Genomic DNA, 16,912 nt, shown 5'->3' with positions numbered 1-16,912 from the left:
CTAGGCGATCTCCTTGACGGCGGCGGGTTCGGCGATCCGGGCGCCTTTGAGGGCGTAGACGAGGTCGGGGCGGGCGAGGGCCACTGCGACGACGGCCGCGGCGGTGATGACGCCTTCGCCGATTCCGATGAGGACGTGGACGGATCCGATGGCGGCGGCCACGGCGCCGAAGGACTGACCGATCGGCTCGCCGCCGATCCAGAACTCGACGAGGAAACCGGCCGCGGCGGCGACGACGCTGACCACGGAGGCGGCGAACACGGCGACCGTGAGTCCGACGCGGGTGCGCCCGAGGAGTTTGAGGGCCAAGGCGATCACTCCGTAGGCGGCGAAGGTCGAGATGACGGCCATGTTGACGACGTTCAGGCCCAGGGCCGAGACGCCGCCGTCGGCGAACAGCAGCGCCTGCACGCCGATCACGACGGTCACGCACAGCACCCCCAGCCCCGGTCCGAGCAACGCGGCGGCGAGCGCCCCGCCGAGCAGGTGCCCCGAGACGCCGGCTGCGACGGGGAAGTTGAGCATCTGGGCGGCGAAGATGAACGCCGTGGCGAGCCCGGCCAGCGGGACGAGCCGTTCGTCGAGGCCGCGCCGGGCCGCCGCGACGCACGCGCCGACGGCCAGCGCGGCGGCGAGGCCGAACGCCAGCGAGGTCGGGATGCCGATGATCCCGTTGGGGATGTGCAGGGCGAGGTCGGGCATTGACGTGGCCGCCTTTCAACCGGGGTGGCCGTCGGCGCCGTGCTGGTTGCAGGACGCCGACAGGTGGAATCAACAACCCGCCTTTGGGCTATTGCAATAATCTTGCAATAATGAGGTGCGTCTCGTCAAGGCGGGGCCGTGCAGGTTTCGTCGAGCGAGCTCCCAGGCGATTGTCAGGTACGGACGGTAGTCTTCCGTGCTGTGAATGTACGACTTCAGCCTGGTGACGCAGCACCTGATTTCACGCTTGCCACCGACACCGGTGACATGGTGACCCTGTCTAGCCTCCGGGGCCGCAAGGTGGTCCTCTACGCGTATCCGCGCGCGATGACCCCCGGCTGCACGAAGGAGGCCTGCGACTTCCGCGACAGCCTCGCGAGTCTGCAGGCCGCCGGCTACGCGGTGCTGGGGATCAGCCCGGACGAGACCGAGGGCCTCGCGAAGTTCGTCGAGCGCGACGGCCTGACCTTCCCGCTGCTGTCCGACCCCGAGCACAAGGTGCTCGAGGAGTACGGGGCGTACGGCGAGAAGAAGAACTACGGCCGGACCGTGCAGGGCGTGATCCGCTCGACGTTCGTCATCGACGAGGACGGCGAGATCGAGTTGGCGCAGTACAACGTGAAGGCCACCGGCCACGTCGCCCGCCTGAAGAAGCAGCTCGGCCTGGACTAGCGGCCGCCGCCGCGACGCGCCCGGATCGCCGCCGACGGTGCATTCTCGTCCTGCCGCTTCGCCTCCGCATGCGGGTGTAGCGTGACCCTTGAAGGGTGTGTTCGCGAGGTCGCGCACAGGGCGCAGAGGCGGTCGGAGATGGCGGACCTGGATTACGCCGCGTTGTTCGAGGCGGCTCCGAGCCCGTTTCTGGTGCTGGGTCCGGACCTGGTGATCGCAGGGGTGAACCAGGCCTATCTGAACTCTACCGGCCGCACGAGGGAGGATCTGCTCGGGCGGCACCTCTTCGACGCTTTCCCGGAGAATGCGGCCGACCCCGAGGCCGACGGGGTACGGAACCTGAACGCGTCGCTGCACCGGGTCCTGCTCTTTCGGGAGCCCGACACGATGGCCCTGCAGAAGTACGACATCCCCGTCATGGGCAGGCCCGGGGTGTTCGAGGAGCGCTGGTGGTCGCCTATCAACACGCCGATCGTCGGCCCGGACGGCACGGTCGAATGGATCATCCACCGAGTGGAGAACGTGACCGAGTTCGTCCGATCCCACAGCTCCGGCGACAGGTCTCCCGAGCGTGCGGCATTGCAGGCCGAGCTCTACGCGCGGGCCCGCGAGCTGCAACACGTCAACGAGGAGCTGCGGCTGGCCCACACGCGCGAGCGCCAGGTGGCCCTCACCTTGCAGGAGGCCATGCTCCAGTCACCGGACCTGGGCCACCACGACAACGTCGCGGTGCGCTATCTGCCCGCCACCGGGTCACTGAACGTGTGCGGCGACTGGTACGACTTGGTCGACCTGCCGGGCGGCCGCTTCGCGGTGGCGGTCGGCGACGTGGTCGGCCACGGCCTGGAGGCGGCCGCGGTGATGGGCATGCTGCGCAGCGCGCTGAGCGCCGCGATCCGCGCCCTGGAGCGGCCAGGGCACGCGCTGGAGGTCCTGGGCCTGTACGCCCGATCGGTCGAGGGCGCGTCGAACACCACGGCCGTCAAGGCGATGGTGGATCCTCCCAGCCACCTGATCATCTACAGCAGTTCAGGGCACCCGCCCCCGTTCCTGGTGCATCCGGAAGGAGGCTGGGAACAGCTGGACAAGGCCGTCGACCCGCCGCTCGGCGCCCGCCCCCAGAACGTTCCGTGCTCCCAGGCCGGGCAGTCCTATTCCAACGGCGACACGCTCGTGCTCTATACCGACGGGCTGATCGAGCGTCGAGGGGAGGACATCGACGCGGGGCTGAACCGTCTGGGCGAGGCGTTGAGCCGTCACAGCACCCACAGCCCCGAACGCCTGGCCGATGAAGTCCTGGCCGACCTCGGAGTGGCGGGCGGCGCGCGCGACGACATCGCCCTGATCATCGTCCGACTGTTACCTGTCCCCATATTCCCTGACCCGCGGGCCGCGTCCCGTCTATGCGGTGCGGACGACCATCTTGCCGGTGTTCGCCCCGCGCATCATGTCGAGGAAGGCGTCGACGGCGTGGTCGATGCCGTCGACGACGGTCTCGTCGTAGGCGATCCTCCCGGCGGTGAACCACTCGGTCATGCGCTGGTTGAACTCAGGTGCGAGGTGGAGGTACCCGCCGAGGGTGAAGCCCTGAAGGCGGAGACTCCGGGTGATGACGTTGACGAGGTTGTCCGGCCCGGGAGTCTTCTCGGTGGCGTTGTAGACGGCGATCGCGCCGCACAGGGCGATGCGGCCCCCCTCGTTCATGACGTCGAGCGCGGCCTCGAGGTGGTCGCCGCCGACGTTGTCGAAGAAGATGTCCACCCCGTCGGGGGCGAGCGTCGGGAGCTGCTCGCGCACCGGCGCGTCCTTGTAGTCGAAGGCCGCGTCGTAGCCGTACTTGTCGGTCAGGAGCGCCACCTTCTCCGGTGAACCGGCCGAGCCGATGACGCGTTCTGCGCCGAGCAGCTTCGCGATCTGGCCCGCGGCGGTCCCGACGGCTCCGGCGGCGCCGGAGACGAAGACCGTCTCACCGCCCTGCACGCCGGCTATCGCGGTGAGGCCCACGTAGCCGGTCAGTCCGGTCATGCCGAGAATCCCCAGATACAGCGACAGCGGCACGCCGGGCAGTTCCGGCACGGCGCGGAAGGCCGAGGCGTCTTCCTGGACGAGGTCGCGCCAGCCGTGCTGGTGCAGCACGACGCTGCCGACCGGCAGCTCATCGGAAGCGGATTCGACCACCCGTCCTACGGCTCCGCCGGTCATCGTCTCGCCGAGCGCGTACGGTGCGACGTAGCTGCTGGCGTCGTTCATCCGCCCGCGCATGTACGGGTCGACCGAGATGAATTCGTTGGCGACCCGCACCTGGCCCGGTTCGAGCTCGCCGTAGGCGACCTTCTCGATCCGGAAGTCCTCGTGGGCAGGCCAACCGTGCGGGCGGCGGACGAGCTGGACCTGCGTGCTGACTGCTTGCGACATGCTGACGATGCTCCTTCGGGCCTCGTGGGCCCCGTTGACGCGAATGGACGGCTGTGCGGCCTAGAGCGCCAGGCCGATGGCGAGCGCGATCACGCCCAGCAGCGGGATCAGCCCCTGTTTGAGGGCCGCACCGCGCCTAGTCGGGTCGGACAGGCCGAGGACGATCGCCGCGGCGGCCATCGAGCCGGCGCCGGCGAACACGAGCGCCGCCCCCACCGCGGTCTGGCCCGCGGCGGTGCACCCGATGCCGGCGGCGGCGACGATCGCGAGGAACAGGTTGTAGAAGCCCTGGTTGAATGCCAGGCCCTGGGTCGCCTCGGCTTCGGCGGCGGTCAGGCGGAACGTCGAGAGCGCCCGCTCGCTCGTCCAGGCGAACGACTCCAGATAGAAGATGAAGACATGCACGAGCGCCGCCACCCCGACGAGCACTAGACCTGCGATGACCATGGAAACCTCTTCCCTGTCGGGCGGGGATCGGCTCCCGCGGCACCGACCTTATTGAAATGATCGTTCCAAAACTATATACTGGAACGATCGTTTTTCAAAATGGGGGGCTCGGACATGGGGCGAGTGCAGACGTTCGACACCGCTGAGGCCGTCCGCGCCGCCCGCGCGGTGTTCTGGGCGCACGGGTACGAGGACGCCTCGATCCCCGCACTGGAGGCGGCCACGGGGCTGCGCCGGTCGAGCATCTACCACGCCTTCGGCAGCAAGAGAGGCCTGTTCGACGCGGCCGTGGGGAGCTACCTCGACGAGGTCGTCCGCCCGCGTCTGCGGCCCCTCACGGCCGAGCGGGTCGAGCCCGACGCGATCCTCGACTATCTGCGCGGCCTGCGCGGTGCGCTGGAGCGGGCGGGCTCCTTCGCGTCCGAGAACGGGTGCCTGCTCGTCAACACCGCGGGCGCGCCCATCGCCCACGACCAGACCGTGCGCAAGACCGTCGCCGACTACCGCGCCGAGCTGCACCACGCCATCGCCGTCGGCCTCCGCGCCCACCTCCCCGACCTCCCGGACGACCGGCGGGACAGGCTCGCAGACGCCTGCACCGGCCTCGTCGTCTCGGCCTTCGCCCTGACCCGGGTGGACAACGCCGGCGCCCTGCGCAGCCTCGACGCGGCCCTCGATCTGATCGCCGCCGCCGATTAGCCGAGGTGTCGGTCCGGTTCAGCGAGTGATGCTCACGCGGAACGTTCCGCTGGGAGCGACCTCGCTGGTGAAGCTCGCGCTCAGGCCTCGCCGCCGTCCTTGCGGGGCCGCTCCAGGATCGCGGTCCCGTACGGACCGAGCTCCAGCGGCTCGCCGTCGAGGTCGACGACCGCCCCCGTCGGGTTGAAGTTGAGCACGAACACGTGGTCGGTGACGCCGTCGCTGCGGACCTGCGCGGTCACGCCCGCGGGCAGGTCGGCGTCGAGCGCCCGCTCGACGCCGGACTCGTCGATCAACTTTCGGTAGAAGTCGTCGAGGAAGTCCGCGCCGGTGCGGGCGGCGATGAAGTACGCCTTGCCTTCGCCGCGGCGGTTCACGGTGACCGCGGGGCGGCCGGCGTAGAAGTCGGCGCCGTAGGCGCCGAGGACCTCTGCGCCCTCGGCATGGATCAGCTCGCAAAGCTCGAACGCCTCGTACTCCTTGCCGTCCCACACGATCGCGTTCCGGTCGTCCTCGTAGAGGGCGTCGATCTCCTCGGCCCAGACGCCGAGCGTGTCCCGGAGCGGCCCGGGGAAGCCGCCGAGGAACGTGCGATCGTTCTCGTCGACATAGCCGGAGGCGTAGGTGGCGACGAAGGTGCCGCCGCGCTCGACGAACGCGTTCACGGCCTCGGCAACGCCGGGCCGCAGCATGTAGAGCATCGGGGCGACCAGGACCTTGTACTGGTCCAGCTCGCCCGGCGCGGCGATGAGCGAGCCGTCGACGACGTCGACGGGCACGCCCTGCTCCCAGAACGCCCGGTAGTGGTCGACCACCGTGCGCGGGTATCCGGTCTTCGACTGGAGCAGGCCCTTCATGTCGTCCAGGGCCCAGCGGTTGTGCCAGTCGTAGACCAGGGCGACGTCCGCGGGAGTCGTGGTGCCCACGACCGCGTCGAGCCCGGCGAGGCGCTCGCCGACGTCGGCCACATCGCGGAAGACCCGCGTGTTCTCGGAGCCCTCGTGGTCCACGATCGCGCCGTGGAACTTCTCGGAACCGCCGCGGCCCTTGCGGAACTGGAAGTACTGCACGGAGTCCGCGCCGTGGGCGACGGCCTGAATCGACTGGAGCGCATGGACGCCGGGCCGGTGGAGCTTGGCGACCGGCCGCCAGTTGGTGGCCGACGGGGAGGATTCCATGAGCATGAACGGCTTGCCTTTGAGGCTGCGCGTCAGGTCGTGGTTGAAAGAGGCCTCGGCGCCGGTGCGCGCGTCCCGCTCCGTGCCGCTCCACTGCGGGTATGAGTCCCACGAGACCACGTCGAGCACCTGGGCGAGCCGGTAGTAGTCGATGCCAGGGTAGGTGCCCATGAGGTTGGTCGTGCAGGGCAGTTCGGGAGTGATCTCCTTGAGCGGCGCGGCCTCGTGGAGGTAGAAGTCGACGAACTGCTCGGTGGTGAACCGCATCCAGTCCAGGCGCAGGCCGTGGATGTCCTGTTCGCCGCGGCCCTGGGCGCTCGGGGACTCGATGTGGGACCAGTCGCCGTAGGTCTTGGCCCAGAAGGCCGTCCACCAGGCTTCGTTCAGTGCGTCGAGCGAGCCGTACTTGTCCTGGAGGAACGCGCGGAACCGCTCCTGGCACAGGTCGCAGTGGCATTCGCCGCCGTACTCGTTGGAGAGGTGCCAGACGCCGAGGGCCGGGTGCTCACGATAGCGCTCGGCCAGCGCCGTATTGATCGACAAGGTCTTCTCGCGGTACACCGGGGAGGTAAGGCAGTGGTTGTGGCGCCCGCCGTGGCGGTTCCTGGTGCGGTCGCCGTTCACGCGCAGGACCTCGGGGTACCGGTGACTCATCCAGCCGGGGCGTGCGCCGGTGGGAGTGGCGAGCACGGCGGTGATGTCGTTCTCGGCCATGAGGTCCATGATCTCGTCGAGCCATCCGAACTCGTATCGGCCTTCTTCGGGCTCGAGCGCGGCCCAGGCGAAGATGCCGACCGACAAAGTGTTGACCCCGGCGAGCCGGGCGAGGCGCATGTCTTCCTTCCAGACGGTGCCCTTCCACTTGATCCACTGGTCGGGGTTGTAGTCCCCGCCGTGCAGGAGGTGAGGGACGCCCTTGACGATGGGCGCATGGCGGACGATTCTCCGGCTCACGAGGATTACTTCCTTAGGTCGACAGCACTGACTTTACCGATAAACATCCTAGGTTGATGCGGCCGTTTGTCAAGTCCGGATCCGTCCCGCCCCGTCCCAGAACCCGAGCGCCTCGCTCCCAGCCGAACCGATGACCCTGAGAACCGATTTCGAACTCTCAGCCGACGCGGTGACCTGCTTCCTCAGCGACATGCTCATCATCGACAACGGACAACCACAAGACGGAGAAATCACCTTCGAACAGGACTGGTGACCGAAGCACCGAACCCGGCAGGAGTTCCTGCCGGGTTCGGATAAGAATCATCTGAACCCGTAACCCCAGGTCACGGCCCTGGTTTCGTGGCTTTCTGACGAGTCGCCTCAGCGGCGACGCGCTCAATGCGCACCATGAGCGCAGCGGACGGCGCGACCTTGCCGGTGGCGTAGGTCGACAGGCGCGAGACCGAGGTCCCGATGTGCGAGGCGAATTCGGCGCGTGTCAGACCCGAGTCGGCGATGGCCCGTCTGATCTTGCCGGCCACGGCTTGGCGTTCGGCGCGTTCGGCCCTGGTTCTGGCGCTCTGCAGCACTCGCTCCATCAGGTTGGCGACGCCGTAAGGGCGGCTGTAGCTCAAGACATGCTCGACCTGGCGGGCAGTCTTGCCCCAGGGATCGCGGTCGATCACCTCGATCAGCCGCCGCCAGTCCCGCAGCGAGCCCCGCTCCATCGCGGTCTGGACCGCCTCGACCGGCCACCGCTCCACCGGGTCGTCCGGTGAGACGTTCAGGTTGCGAAACCGCAGTGCCATCTACTCATCTCCTCTCGCGATCTGCTCGGCCAGCGCCCCACAGGCGGCGACCACGTTCGTCCAATCGATCCATCGTTCACTCAGGTTGCGATAGGCGCCAAGCTCTTTGGTGACGGCGAAGTCCGCCGGACGCGGTTCCGGCCGCAGGCGGTGAAAACCCGCCCTCACAACAAGAAACCCGGCAGCCGCCTGCCGGGCCCTGATAAGAAACCACCTACCTGAACCCTTCGCCCCAGCTCACAGCGCTGTTGAACCGGCTCGGTACGGTGATCAGATGACCCTCGGTGCGGCTTCCGACAACGGCCCTTATCCCAGCCTGACGTCGCAAATTCAGCTCGAGCTATTCGCCGACTACCACCAGATTCACCTGCTGGACGAAAACACCGAGGCAGATTTCGGCGATCTTTGGACTGCAACAGCCATGCAGAACTCAGTCGCCGTCGGAGCTGATGCTCTCGCCATCGGTACAGAGGTCAACGTGACCGTGGCCGTCACCGTCGAACTCCATACCCGAGCACCCGGACTCGACGCCGATCAGTTCGACAACGTGGTAGAGGCCAGCGTCAAAGCAGCGTCAGGCAGACTCGTGGTTCTCGGCTGCACCGACTACTTTCCCGAAGCGCACCGCATACCAGTCGAACCGGGATGGGTCCGCGTCCGCACCTCTCGCTGGAACTTGCGAAAGGCCGCCCAAGCGGCGCACCTTTCGGACGACAACGGGGAAACCATGGAGAGGCTCCGGATACAAGTCTGGCCCGGCCCCCGCCGCCAACTGGCCGTCATAAAGAGGTGGAAGGGCTGACCCGACCGCGGAATCGAGTCCACTCCGATGGCGAGATCACCGAAGCCGACATGGACTGGGTGGCCACCCACCATCACGGCCACGCCCTCAACGACCTCATAACTGACGCGGGATGTCGGTGACGTCTGACGTCACCGACATCCCGCGTCAGTTACCTCCGCGGCCCAACACGAGGTTCGGCTAAGAAAATCAGTGCACGAGGGGGGACTCGAACCCCCACGCCCGAAGGCACAGGAACCTAAATCCTGCGCGTCTGCCAGTTCCGCCACTCGTGCGAAGCCGAGTGGCGGAACAGTGAAGTACAGTCGCCACTCGCGCGTGCGCCCTGGAGAGCGGCGGTGCCTGCCGCTCAGGGCAGCAACCAGTGTGTCACACGCCTGTTCGTTCCCGTAGGCTGGTGGAGATGACTCGACCCGACAAGCGCGCGACCGACGAGCTGCGCCCCGTGAACTTCACCCGCTCCTGGACCGACCACCCCGAGGGCTCCGTCCTCGTCGAGTTCGGCCGCACCCGCGTGCTGTGCACCGCCTCGGTCACTCCCGGGGTGCCGCGCTGGCGCCGCGGCAGCGGCGAAGGCTGGGTCACCGCGGAGTACTCGATGCTGCCGCGTTCGACCCATTCGCGGTCGGACCGGGAGTCCATCCGCGGCAAGATCGGCGGGCGCACGCACGAGATCTCGCGCCTCATCGGCCGCTCGCTACGCGCCTGCGTCGATTTCAAGGCGTTGGGCGAGAACACGATCACCCTCGACTGCGACGTCCTCCAGGCCGACGGCGGCACGCGCACCGCCTCGGTCACCGGTGCCTACATCGCGCTGCACGACGCGGTCGGCTGGCTGCGGGAGCAGAAGCTCGCGCGCAAGCCCGAGAAGATCCTCACCACCTCGGTCGCGGCCATCAGCGTCGGCATCGTGAACGGCGTCCCGGTCCTGGACCTGCCTTACGAGGAGGACGTGGCCGCGTCGGTCGACATGAACGTCGTCTGCACCGGCGAGGGCGACTTCGTCGAGGTGCAGGGCACCGGCGAGGAGGCCGTCTTCAGCCGCACCGAGCTCGACCAGCTCCTCGACCTGGCCGTCAAGGGCTGCAAGGAGCTCGCCACCCTCCAGGCCCGCACGCTCCTGTCGTAGGCGCTGCCGTGAAGATCCTCCTGGCCACCCGCAACGCGGGCAAGATCGACGAGCTTCGCCAGATCCTCGCCGAGGCCGCGCCGTCGGTCGAACTGGTCGGCCTCGACGCGGTCGACGACTTCCCCGAGACGGCCGAGACCGAGCTGACGTTCGCCGGAAACGCCCTGCTCAAGGCCCGCGACGGTGTCGAGCACACCGGGCTGGCCACGATCGCCGACGACTCGGGACTCGCCGTCGACGCCCTGAACGGCATGCCCGGTGTGCTCTCGGCGCGCTGGGCCGGCCGCGCGAAGGACGACGAGTCGAACAATGCCCTGCTGCTCGACCAGCTCGCCGATCTCGACGACGAACGGCGCGGCGCGAAGTTCGTGTGCGCCGCGGCCCTGGTCCGGCCCGACGGCCGGGAGGTCGTGGTCCACGGCGAGATGCCCGGCCGCATCGCCCGCGAGCCGCGCGGGCGCGGCGGCTTCGGCTACGACCCGCTGTTCGTCCCCGACGGCCTCGACGTCACCAGCGCCGAGCTCAGCCCCGACCAGAAGAACGCGATCTCACACCGCGGCAAGGCGTTTCGGGAGCTCGCGACCAGAATCTGACACGCGCGCCGAGCCGCACGCCGCGTACTTCCCTCTTGCCCTGACAGGCCCCGCCGTCTGTGTTTCGATGGGCGATGGGCACGCTTGAGGGGAGTGCAACATGATCGCTGTCACCGGCGCGACGGGCAATCTCGGCCGTCTCGTCATCGAACATCTGCTGGAGCGTGGCGTCCCGGCCGGAGAGATCGCGGCGCTGGTAAGGGACCCGGACCGAGCGTCCGATCTCACGAAGCGGGGCGTCGAGGTGCGCCACGCCGACTACGACAGGCCCAATACGCTCCAACCGGCGCTCGCCGGGGTCGAGAAGCTGCTGCTGGTCTCGAGTTCCGAGGTCGGGCGGCGCCTGCCCCAGCACCAGGCGGTCATCGACGCCGCGAAGTACGCCGACGTGGGTCTGCTGCTGTACACGAGCATGCTGCACGCCGACACCTCGCAGGTCGCGCTCGCCACCGAGCACATCGGGACCGAGCGGTACCTCCACGAGGCCGGCGTCCCGTTCCTGATCCTGCGCAACGGCTGGTACATGGAGAACTACACGCAGAACCTCGACCAGGTCATCGAGTCGGGGACGCTGTACGGCGCGGCCGGGAAGGGCCGGGTGGCAGCGGCGACCCGCAACGACTACGCCGAGGCGGCGGCGGTGCTGCTGACCGAGGACCACGGCGTGGACCGGGTCTTCGAACTGTGCGGGGACGAGCCGTTCACCTACGAGGAGCTGGCCGCGACGATCGGGAAGGTCGCGGGGACCGACGTGGTCTACCAGAACATGGACCCCGACGCCTATGCGCAGGCGCTGGTGCAGTCGGGCGTGCAACTGCCGGCGGCGACGATGGCGGCCGACGCCGACGAGGGCGTCGCCCGCGGGGACCTCGATTCGAACTCGACGGATCTGGTCGACCTGCTGCGCCGCCCTACGATGTCGCTGCAGGACGTGGTGCGCGGCGCGATCATGTAGTCGGAACGGACGGGGCCGGCCCTCAAGGGCGTCGGCCCCGTTAGGCGTTCTTGCGCTCGCGCAGCACCGCGAGGGCGTGGTCGGCGTGGGCGTTCATCTTCACTTCGCTCTTGGCCACCCCGATGACCTTGCGGTCGGTGTCGATGACGAAGGTCTTGCGCTTGGACGGCAGGGCGCTGATCTTGCGCTTGACGCCGAACTCGGCTGCGACCTCCCCCTCGGTGTCGGACAGGAGCGGGTACCCCAGCGAGTGCTTGGAGGCGAACTCGGCCTGCTTCGAGACGTCGTCGGTGGAGATGCCGACGGGGCTGGCGCCGAGCTCGCCCAGTTCGCCGGCGAGGTCGCGAAAGTGGCAGGCCTCGGCGGTGCATCCGGCGGTCATGGCCATGGGGTAGAAGAACAGAACGACGGGCCCGTCGTTCAGCAGGTCCGTGAGCTTGCGCTCCGCGCCGGTCTCGTCGGGGAGGGTGAAGTCAGGTGCGATGTCGCCGATGTCCATGGAAGCCAGTGTATCCACGCGAGCGCAGATTGCCGCCCGCGACGATTGCACAAAGCCCCTATATATCGATATAGTCGAATATCGAAATACCTTTCGCAATCTGTCTTGAAGGCGAACCACCAGAACAACGACTAGGCGCAGGCCCGCAAGGGCCGGTTGGGAGCGCTCCATGTACGACAGAGGAGTACCTCATGTCCACAGCCACAGCCGTGGGCCTGCGAAGCAGGCGCCGCAGGCTCGTCGCCATCCTGGCGCTCATCATCGCCGCCGCAGTTGCCGCGACCCTGTCGACGGTGTTCACCCAGGCGAAGTCCGAGGCGCACGGCGCGACGGTCTTCCCCGGCTCGCGCCAGTATTTCTGCTACTTCGACGCGCTCACCGAGAACGGATCGCTCGATCCTTACAACGAAGCCTGCCAATCCGCGTTCGACCAGGTCGGCGCGACGCCGTTCTACAACTGGTTCGGCAACCTGGACGCCAACGGCGCCGGGCAGACGGTCGGGTACATCCCCGACGGCCGCCTCTGCGACGGCGGCGGCAACGGCCCGTACGACTTCGAGCCGTTCAACGACCCGGGCGACTGGCCCCGCACCCACGTCACCGCCGGAGACACCGTCGAATGGCGCTACAACAACTGGGCGCACCACCCGGGCAGGTTCGACCTGTACATCACCAAGGACGGCTGGAACCCGGACGAGCCGCTCGCCTGGGACGACCTGGAGCAGTTCACGACGATCCAGGACCCGCCGCAGTCCGGCGGATCCGGCGCCGACGAGAACTACTACTACGCGCCCCTGACGCTGCCGCAGAAGTCCGGCTACCACATCGTGTTCACCCACTGGGTGCGCTCGGACTCGAACGAGAACTTCTACGCCTGCTCGGACGTCGTCTTCGACGGCGGCGACGGCGAGATCACCGGGATCAGGCCCGGCGCGGACCTGCCGGGCAACGACGGCGGCGTCACCGAGCCGACCGAGACGCCCACCGACGACGAGCCGACGACCGGCGGCCCCACCGACGGGGACTGCACCGCAGTCGCCGACGTCAGCAGCTGGGACTCGGGCGCGACCGTCCAGGTCACCGTCACCAACACCGGCGACGCCAACATGGGGAGCTGGATGGTGCACTGGCTGTGGCCGCCCGACTCGGGCATCGAGATCACCCAGGCGTGGAACACCGAGATATCCACAATGGGCGATATGCAGATGGCCTCGCCGTCTGGCTGGAACGCCAGCATCGCCTCGGGCGAGTCGGTGAACTTCGGGTTCAACGTCTCCGGCGCGCTGTCGTCGATGCCCGAACTCGACTGCATGCCTGATTGAGCTCGGATAGCGAATAGTCATCAAGTTCGGCTCCTCCCCCGCGGAGCACTGCGATACTGATCCAGACGACGCAGCGCTCCACGACGTTCGCCAGCGGCGCCGTGAGAGGGGGAGGAGCCATGTCAGCAGCCACCGCCGCGGCTCGGACCGAGACCATGACGGCGTCCACACGGGCCGGAGTCGTCGTCCGCGCCTACGTCAGCGAACAGGTCGAAATCCTCAACCGGGCCATCGCCCGGACCCAGCGCCACGAGCCCGGCTCGGTCGCCCTCACCCGAGCGACCATCCACCGCATCCGGTCCGCGCTGCGCGGCTACCGGCCCCTGTTCACCCAGACCCCGCGAGGAGGCCCCCAGCTCGACCAGCTCCTCGCCGCCCTCAAGCACACCGAAGACCTCGAAGCGCTGCGCGTCCACTTCGCCGACCGGTTCGACCAGCTCGACTTGACCGTCGCCGAGCAGCCACGCTGGTACACCGCGCTGGAGGCCGAACAAGAAGCCTCCTACCGGCATATCGAGCGGACCAGCACCCAGGCCTGGGTCGCCGCGCTGCTCGCCCAGATGCGGAGCTTCGCCGACCACGCGCACTACACCCGTGAAGGCGACAAACCGGCGTCGTCACTCATGGGCGTGCTGACGCACGCGAAGACCCACCTGCTGGACACCTACGCGAAGATCGGCCACGCCACCGACCTGACCGTCGCTCGCGACGAGACGCGCGCCGCGGCCCGAGACGCCCGCTTCCTCGCCGAAGCGGTGCGCCCGGCGCTCGGCAGGGCCGCCGCCGACATGATCACCCAGGTGGCGCACATGGAGCGCCTGCTCGCCGAGCTCCGGCTCGCGGTGATCGCCCGCAACTGGCTGCTGCGCCTACCCGGCGCCGACCGGGCCGACCAACTCACCGGCAGCCTGGCGGACCTGGAGAAGGAGCAGCTGCGCCAGCTCGGCGACGACATCGACCTGGCCGTGGCGGCGCTGATCGACCTTTGGCTATGACCTTCACCTGACGACGCCGACCCGCCCGGACGGCCCCGGGCATCGGCTCCTCTGCCTATCCGCGCAGGACCGCGGCCAGGTTGTCGAGCCCGATCGGCCCGAGGCCCAACGCCTTCGTGTGCCACGCCTTGAGGTCGAAGCCGGACCCCGCTGCGGCCTCGGCCTCGGCGCGGGCGGCCATCCAGGCGCGCTCGCCGAGCTTGTAGCAGATCGCCTGCGCCGGCCAGCCGGCGTAGCGGACGATCTCGGGGTGGGACCGGTGCACGGGGATCCCACCGCGGTCCCGCAGCACCGCGAGGGCCACGTCGAAGTCCCACCGCTCCCCGTGCCGCTTCGCCTCGGTGTCGGGCAGCGGCAGGTCCATGTGCCAGCCGATGTCGATGACGACGCGGGCCGCCCGCATCGCCGACCCCTTGAGCATGCCGAGGCGCGTCGCAGGATCGGCGTGCCAGCCGAGGTCGTCGGCGAGCCGCTCGGCGTACAGCGCCCAGCCCTCGGAGTGCCCCGACAGGGAACCGTAGAGCTTCGCGAAGCGGCTGAGGCCGTCGCCGGCGATCTTCGTCTGCCCTATCTGCAGATGGTGCCCGGGGACGCCCTCGTGGAAGACGGTGGTGAGCTCACGCCACACCGCGAAGTGCTCCCGATCGGCCACCGGCCACCAGGTACGGCCCGCTCGGCTGAGGTCCTCGCTCGGACCGGTGTAGTACGGCGAGCCGGCCGAGGAGCCGTGGACGAGCTCGACGTCGAGGTGCATCAGACGCGGGTCTATGTCGAAGTGGACGCCGTCGAGCGCCTCCAGGGCGCTGAGGTGCCGCTCGGTGAGCCAGCCGAGGTACGAGGCGTGGTCGGTGATCGGAGCGTCGGCGTCGAGGTGGGCGGCGACCTCGTCGAGACTCGCGCCGGGAAGGATCTTCGCGGCCTCGGCGGCCATCTCGTCCTCGATGCGGTGCAGCTCCTCCCAACCCCATTCGTAGGCGTCGCGCGGGTCGAGCTTCGCGCCGAGCGTGCTGCGGGCGTGGAGTAGGTAGCGCTCCTCGCCTACGCCGTCGCCCGGCTCGGCGTGCGGCGCGTAGCACTCCTCCAGGTATTCGGCCGTGGCGGCGAACGCCGCGTAGGCCGCCTCGGACGCCTCGGCGAGGTCGCGCGCCTGCGGGCCCTCGCCGTAGGCGTTCACGTGCTTGTCGAAGACTCTGGCTTCGGCGTTGCGCCGGGCCTGCCTGGCGCCCTCGACGACCTGTCGGATCGCGACGGTCTGCCCGGCCGCGATCCCCGCGTTCATCGTCTGGCGCCACGTCGCGAGCATCTCGGGGATCGCGCGGATGCGGGCTACGACGGTGCGCCACCGGTTCTCGGTGCCGCGCGGCGCGAGGTCCACATACGAGCACAGGAACTGGATGAGGCCGTAGGGGACGCGCAGGGCGCGGCGCCACTCCCCTGCGTCGAACAGCTCCAGCTGCGTCTCCAGCCGCTCGGCCATGTGCAGTCGGGCGAGCTCGTCGGCCGGACCGGTCGACTGCAGCGTCTTGAGGCGGGCGAGCGTGTCGCGCGCCAGCTTCGCCCGCTCGGCCTCGGCGTCGGGACCGAGATCGGAGGCGACGCCGAAGTCCCCCTTGATGCCGATCGAACCGGCCGCCATGGGGTGCAGCCGAGCGAATGAGGTGATGTACTCGTCGGCCAGGGCGAATATCGGTGAGGTCATGGCCGGTAGCTTACCGCTCGGCTAGTCGGCCTCTGTTGCACGATTGTTGCGCGCGGCGTCTCTCGTGGAGACCGCGATCGCACCGACCAGGGCCGCGAGGAGCAGCAGCGACAGCACCTCGAACGGCAGGACCCAGTTCGCGAAGATCTCCTCTCCGACGGCCGAGGCGTCCCCCGCGGCGCGGCCCGACAGGCTCACCCTCGTCCACCCGAACGATCCGACGAGCACGGCGGCCAAGCCGAGGCCGACGCCCCCGGCGAGGAACGCGCCGGGCAGCCGACTCCGGTCCAGTTCGTCCGAGGCGTCGGTGGGAGCCTTGGTGAGCATCGTCGCGAACAGCAGCAGCACCACGATCGCGCCGACGTAGATGAGCACGAGCACCCACGCGAGGAACTCCGCCGTCAGGACCAGCGCGGCCCCCGCGATCCCCGCGAAGGCCACGGCGAGCCACAGCCCGGCCCGGACGATCCGGCGGGTCGTGACGACCGCCAGCGCCGCACCGAGCGCGAGCAGCCCGAACGCCAGCAGGAGCACGTCGGCGAGGGTCATCGGCCCTGCGCTTCCCGAGCGGGGGTCGATTCGGGAAGTGCTGAGGCGGGGACGCCTTCCATCCACTCCCCCAGGTGCTCCTTGTCGTGGAGCAGGTCGCGGATGTCGCCCTCGGCGTAGTCGAAGTCGCTCGCCCAGAACAGCGCGTCGAAGGGGCAGACGTCGACGCAGATGCCGCAGTACATGCACAGGGAGAAGTCGATGTCGAACCGGTCGAGGACATTGACCTGGCGCGGTCGGGCCGCGCCCTCGGCCTCGACGGTCTCCTTGTGCGAGTCGATGTAGATGCACCAGTCGGGGCACTCGCGGGCGCACAGCATGCAGGAGGTGCAGTTCGGTTCGAGGAGCGCGATGACGCCGCGGGTGCGTTCGGGCAGTTCGGGCTCGTGCTCGGGGTACTGGCGGGTGACGGCGCGTCGCGTGGCGGTGCGCGCGGTGGCGGCGAGACCGCTGACAAGGCCGCTCCCGGGAACCTTCATGCCTTCATCGTCGCAGATGACGGCGATGTTCTCCA

At 68.8% G+C, this 16,912-nt stretch carries 18 protein-coding genes, 1 tRNA gene and 1 pseudogene; 10 read left to right on the top strand and 10 right to left on the bottom strand.

Annotated features, from left to right (window positions below):
* Complete coding sequence (locus tag L0U85_RS07415) at positions 1–702, bottom strand: energy-coupling factor ABC transporter permease (protein WP_241377116.1); 702 nt, start codon at positions 700–702, stop codon at positions 1–3.
* 201 nt (positions 703–903) lie between these two features.
* Between L0U85_RS07415 and bcp the strand changes: the two genes are divergently transcribed.
* Positions 904–1,374, top strand: a complete 471-nt coding sequence (gene bcp / locus L0U85_RS07410; RefSeq protein ID WP_347177379.1) for a thioredoxin-dependent thiol peroxidase — start codon at positions 904–906, stop codon at positions 1,372–1,374.
* Positions 1,375–1,512: 138 nt separating this feature from the next.
* A pseudogene (locus L0U85_RS21200) lies at positions 1,513–2,733 on the top strand (SpoIIE family protein phosphatase); the annotation flags it as partial.
* A gap of 42 nt (positions 2,734–2,775) precedes the next feature.
* On the opposite strand, the gene L0U85_RS07400 reads toward L0U85_RS21200, so the two are convergent.
* On the bottom strand, positions 2,776–3,789 hold the full coding sequence (locus L0U85_RS07400; protein WP_241377113.1) for an NADP-dependent oxidoreductase: 1,014 nt from the start codon (positions 3,787–3,789) through the stop codon (positions 2,776–2,778).
* A 60-nt stretch (positions 3,790–3,849) separates the two neighbouring features.
* Complete coding sequence (locus tag L0U85_RS07395; RefSeq protein ID WP_241377112.1) at positions 3,850–4,236, bottom strand: DUF1304 domain-containing protein; 387 nt, start codon at positions 4,234–4,236, stop codon at positions 3,850–3,852.
* A gap of 114 nt (positions 4,237–4,350) precedes the next feature.
* On the opposite strand from L0U85_RS07395, the gene L0U85_RS07390 reads away from it, so the two are divergent.
* A complete protein-coding gene (locus L0U85_RS07390; protein WP_241377111.1) occupies positions 4,351–4,935 on the top strand; it encodes a TetR/AcrR family transcriptional regulator in 585 nt (194 codons plus the stop codon).
* 80 nt (positions 4,936–5,015) lie between these two features.
* Here L0U85_RS07390 and L0U85_RS07385 read toward each other — a convergent pair whose 3' ends face one another.
* Positions 5,016–7,067 carry a beta-galactosidase gene (locus L0U85_RS07385; protein ID WP_241377110.1) on the bottom strand — a complete coding sequence of 684 codons (2,052 nt, stop codon included), beginning with the start codon at positions 7,065–7,067 and terminating at the stop codon, positions 5,016–5,018.
* Between the two features lie 130 nt (positions 7,068–7,197).
* On the opposite strand from L0U85_RS07385, the gene L0U85_RS20575 reads away from it, so the two are divergent.
* On the top strand, positions 7,198–7,320 hold the full coding sequence (locus L0U85_RS20575) for a hypothetical protein (protein ID WP_277605507.1): 123 nt from the start codon (positions 7,198–7,200) through the stop codon (positions 7,318–7,320).
* A gap of 70 nt (positions 7,321–7,390) precedes the next feature.
* Here the strand turns inward: L0U85_RS20575 and L0U85_RS07380 are convergent, their stop codons facing one another.
* Positions 7,391–7,855 (bottom strand): helix-turn-helix domain-containing protein, encoded by a 465-nt coding sequence (locus tag L0U85_RS07380; protein ID WP_241377109.1) that lies wholly within the window; start codon positions 7,853–7,855, stop codon positions 7,391–7,393.
* Positions 7,856–8,129: 274 nt separating this feature from the next.
* Here L0U85_RS07380 and L0U85_RS07375 point away from each other — a divergent pair, with 274 nt between their 5' ends.
* Complete coding sequence (locus tag L0U85_RS07375) at positions 8,130–8,657, top strand: hypothetical protein (protein WP_241377108.1); 528 nt, start codon at positions 8,130–8,132, stop codon at positions 8,655–8,657.
* Between the two features lie 193 nt (positions 8,658–8,850).
* Here L0U85_RS07375 and L0U85_RS07370 read toward each other — a convergent pair.
* Positions 8,851–8,932, bottom strand: a tRNA-Leu gene (locus tag L0U85_RS07370).
* Between the two features lie 128 nt (positions 8,933–9,060).
* On the opposite strand from L0U85_RS07370, the gene rph reads away from it, so the two are divergent.
* From rph to L0U85_RS07355, 3 genes are all read left to right on the top strand, one after another.
* Positions 9,061–9,786 carry a ribonuclease PH gene (gene rph, locus L0U85_RS07365; protein WP_241377107.1) on the top strand — a complete coding sequence of 242 codons (726 nt, stop codon included), beginning with the start codon at positions 9,061–9,063 and terminating at the stop codon, positions 9,784–9,786.
* Between the two features lie 8 nt (positions 9,787–9,794).
* Positions 9,795–10,379, top strand: a complete 585-nt coding sequence (rdgB, locus tag L0U85_RS07360; RefSeq protein ID WP_241377106.1) for an RdgB/HAM1 family non-canonical purine NTP pyrophosphatase — start codon at positions 9,795–9,797, stop codon at positions 10,377–10,379.
* 100 nt (positions 10,380–10,479) lie between these two features.
* A complete protein-coding gene (locus L0U85_RS07355; protein ID WP_241377105.1) occupies positions 10,480–11,334 on the top strand; it encodes an SDR family oxidoreductase in 855 nt (284 codons plus the stop codon).
* 40 nt (positions 11,335–11,374) lie between these two features.
* On the opposite strand, the gene L0U85_RS07350 is transcribed toward L0U85_RS07355, so the two are convergent.
* The gene (locus L0U85_RS07350; RefSeq protein WP_241377104.1) at positions 11,375–11,833 is read right to left on the bottom strand and encodes a peroxiredoxin; all 459 of its coding nucleotides are present in this window, start codon (positions 11,831–11,833) and stop codon (positions 11,375–11,377) included.
* A gap of 191 nt (positions 11,834–12,024) precedes the next feature.
* Between L0U85_RS07350 and L0U85_RS07345 the strand changes: the two genes are divergently transcribed.
* Together L0U85_RS07345 and L0U85_RS07340 are read left to right on the top strand one after the other, a co-directional pair.
* Positions 12,025–13,155 carry a lytic polysaccharide monooxygenase gene (locus L0U85_RS07345; protein WP_241377103.1) on the top strand — a complete coding sequence of 377 codons (1,131 nt, stop codon included), beginning with the start codon at positions 12,025–12,027 and terminating at the stop codon, positions 13,153–13,155.
* A gap of 119 nt (positions 13,156–13,274) precedes the next feature.
* A complete protein-coding gene (locus L0U85_RS07340) occupies positions 13,275–14,150 on the top strand; it encodes a CHAD domain-containing protein (protein ID WP_241377102.1) in 876 nt (291 codons plus the stop codon).
* A 55-nt stretch (positions 14,151–14,205) separates the two neighbouring features.
* Here the strand turns inward: L0U85_RS07340 and L0U85_RS07335 are convergent, their stop codons facing one another.
* The 3 genes from L0U85_RS07335 to L0U85_RS07325 are packed head-to-tail and all read right to left on the bottom strand — an operon-like array spanning position 14,206 to position 16,877.
* Positions 14,206–15,849 (bottom strand): DUF885 domain-containing protein, encoded by a 1,644-nt coding sequence (locus L0U85_RS07335; RefSeq protein ID WP_241377101.1) that lies wholly within the window; start codon positions 15,847–15,849, stop codon positions 14,206–14,208.
* A gap of 21 nt (positions 15,850–15,870) precedes the next feature.
* Positions 15,871–16,398: an NADH-quinone oxidoreductase subunit J gene (locus tag L0U85_RS07330; protein ID WP_241377100.1), complete on the bottom strand. Its 528-nt coding sequence runs from the start codon at positions 16,396–16,398 to the stop codon at positions 15,871–15,873.
* Entirely contained in the window at positions 16,395–16,877 is a 483-nt protein-coding gene (locus tag L0U85_RS07325) for a 4Fe-4S binding protein (protein WP_277605519.1), read from the bottom strand. The genes L0U85_RS07330 and L0U85_RS07325 overlap by 4 nt, the downstream gene beginning before the upstream one ends.
* Positions 16,878–16,912 lie beyond the last annotated feature (35 nt).

Origin of the sequence: Glycomyces sp. L485 (assembly GCF_022548875.1) — a bacterium.
GTDB lineage: Bacteria > Actinomycetota > Actinomycetes > Mycobacteriales > Micromonosporaceae > Glycomyces.
The sequence above is the reverse complement of the archived record's forward strand: the minus strand, read 5'-3'. Positions and strand labels throughout refer to the sequence as shown.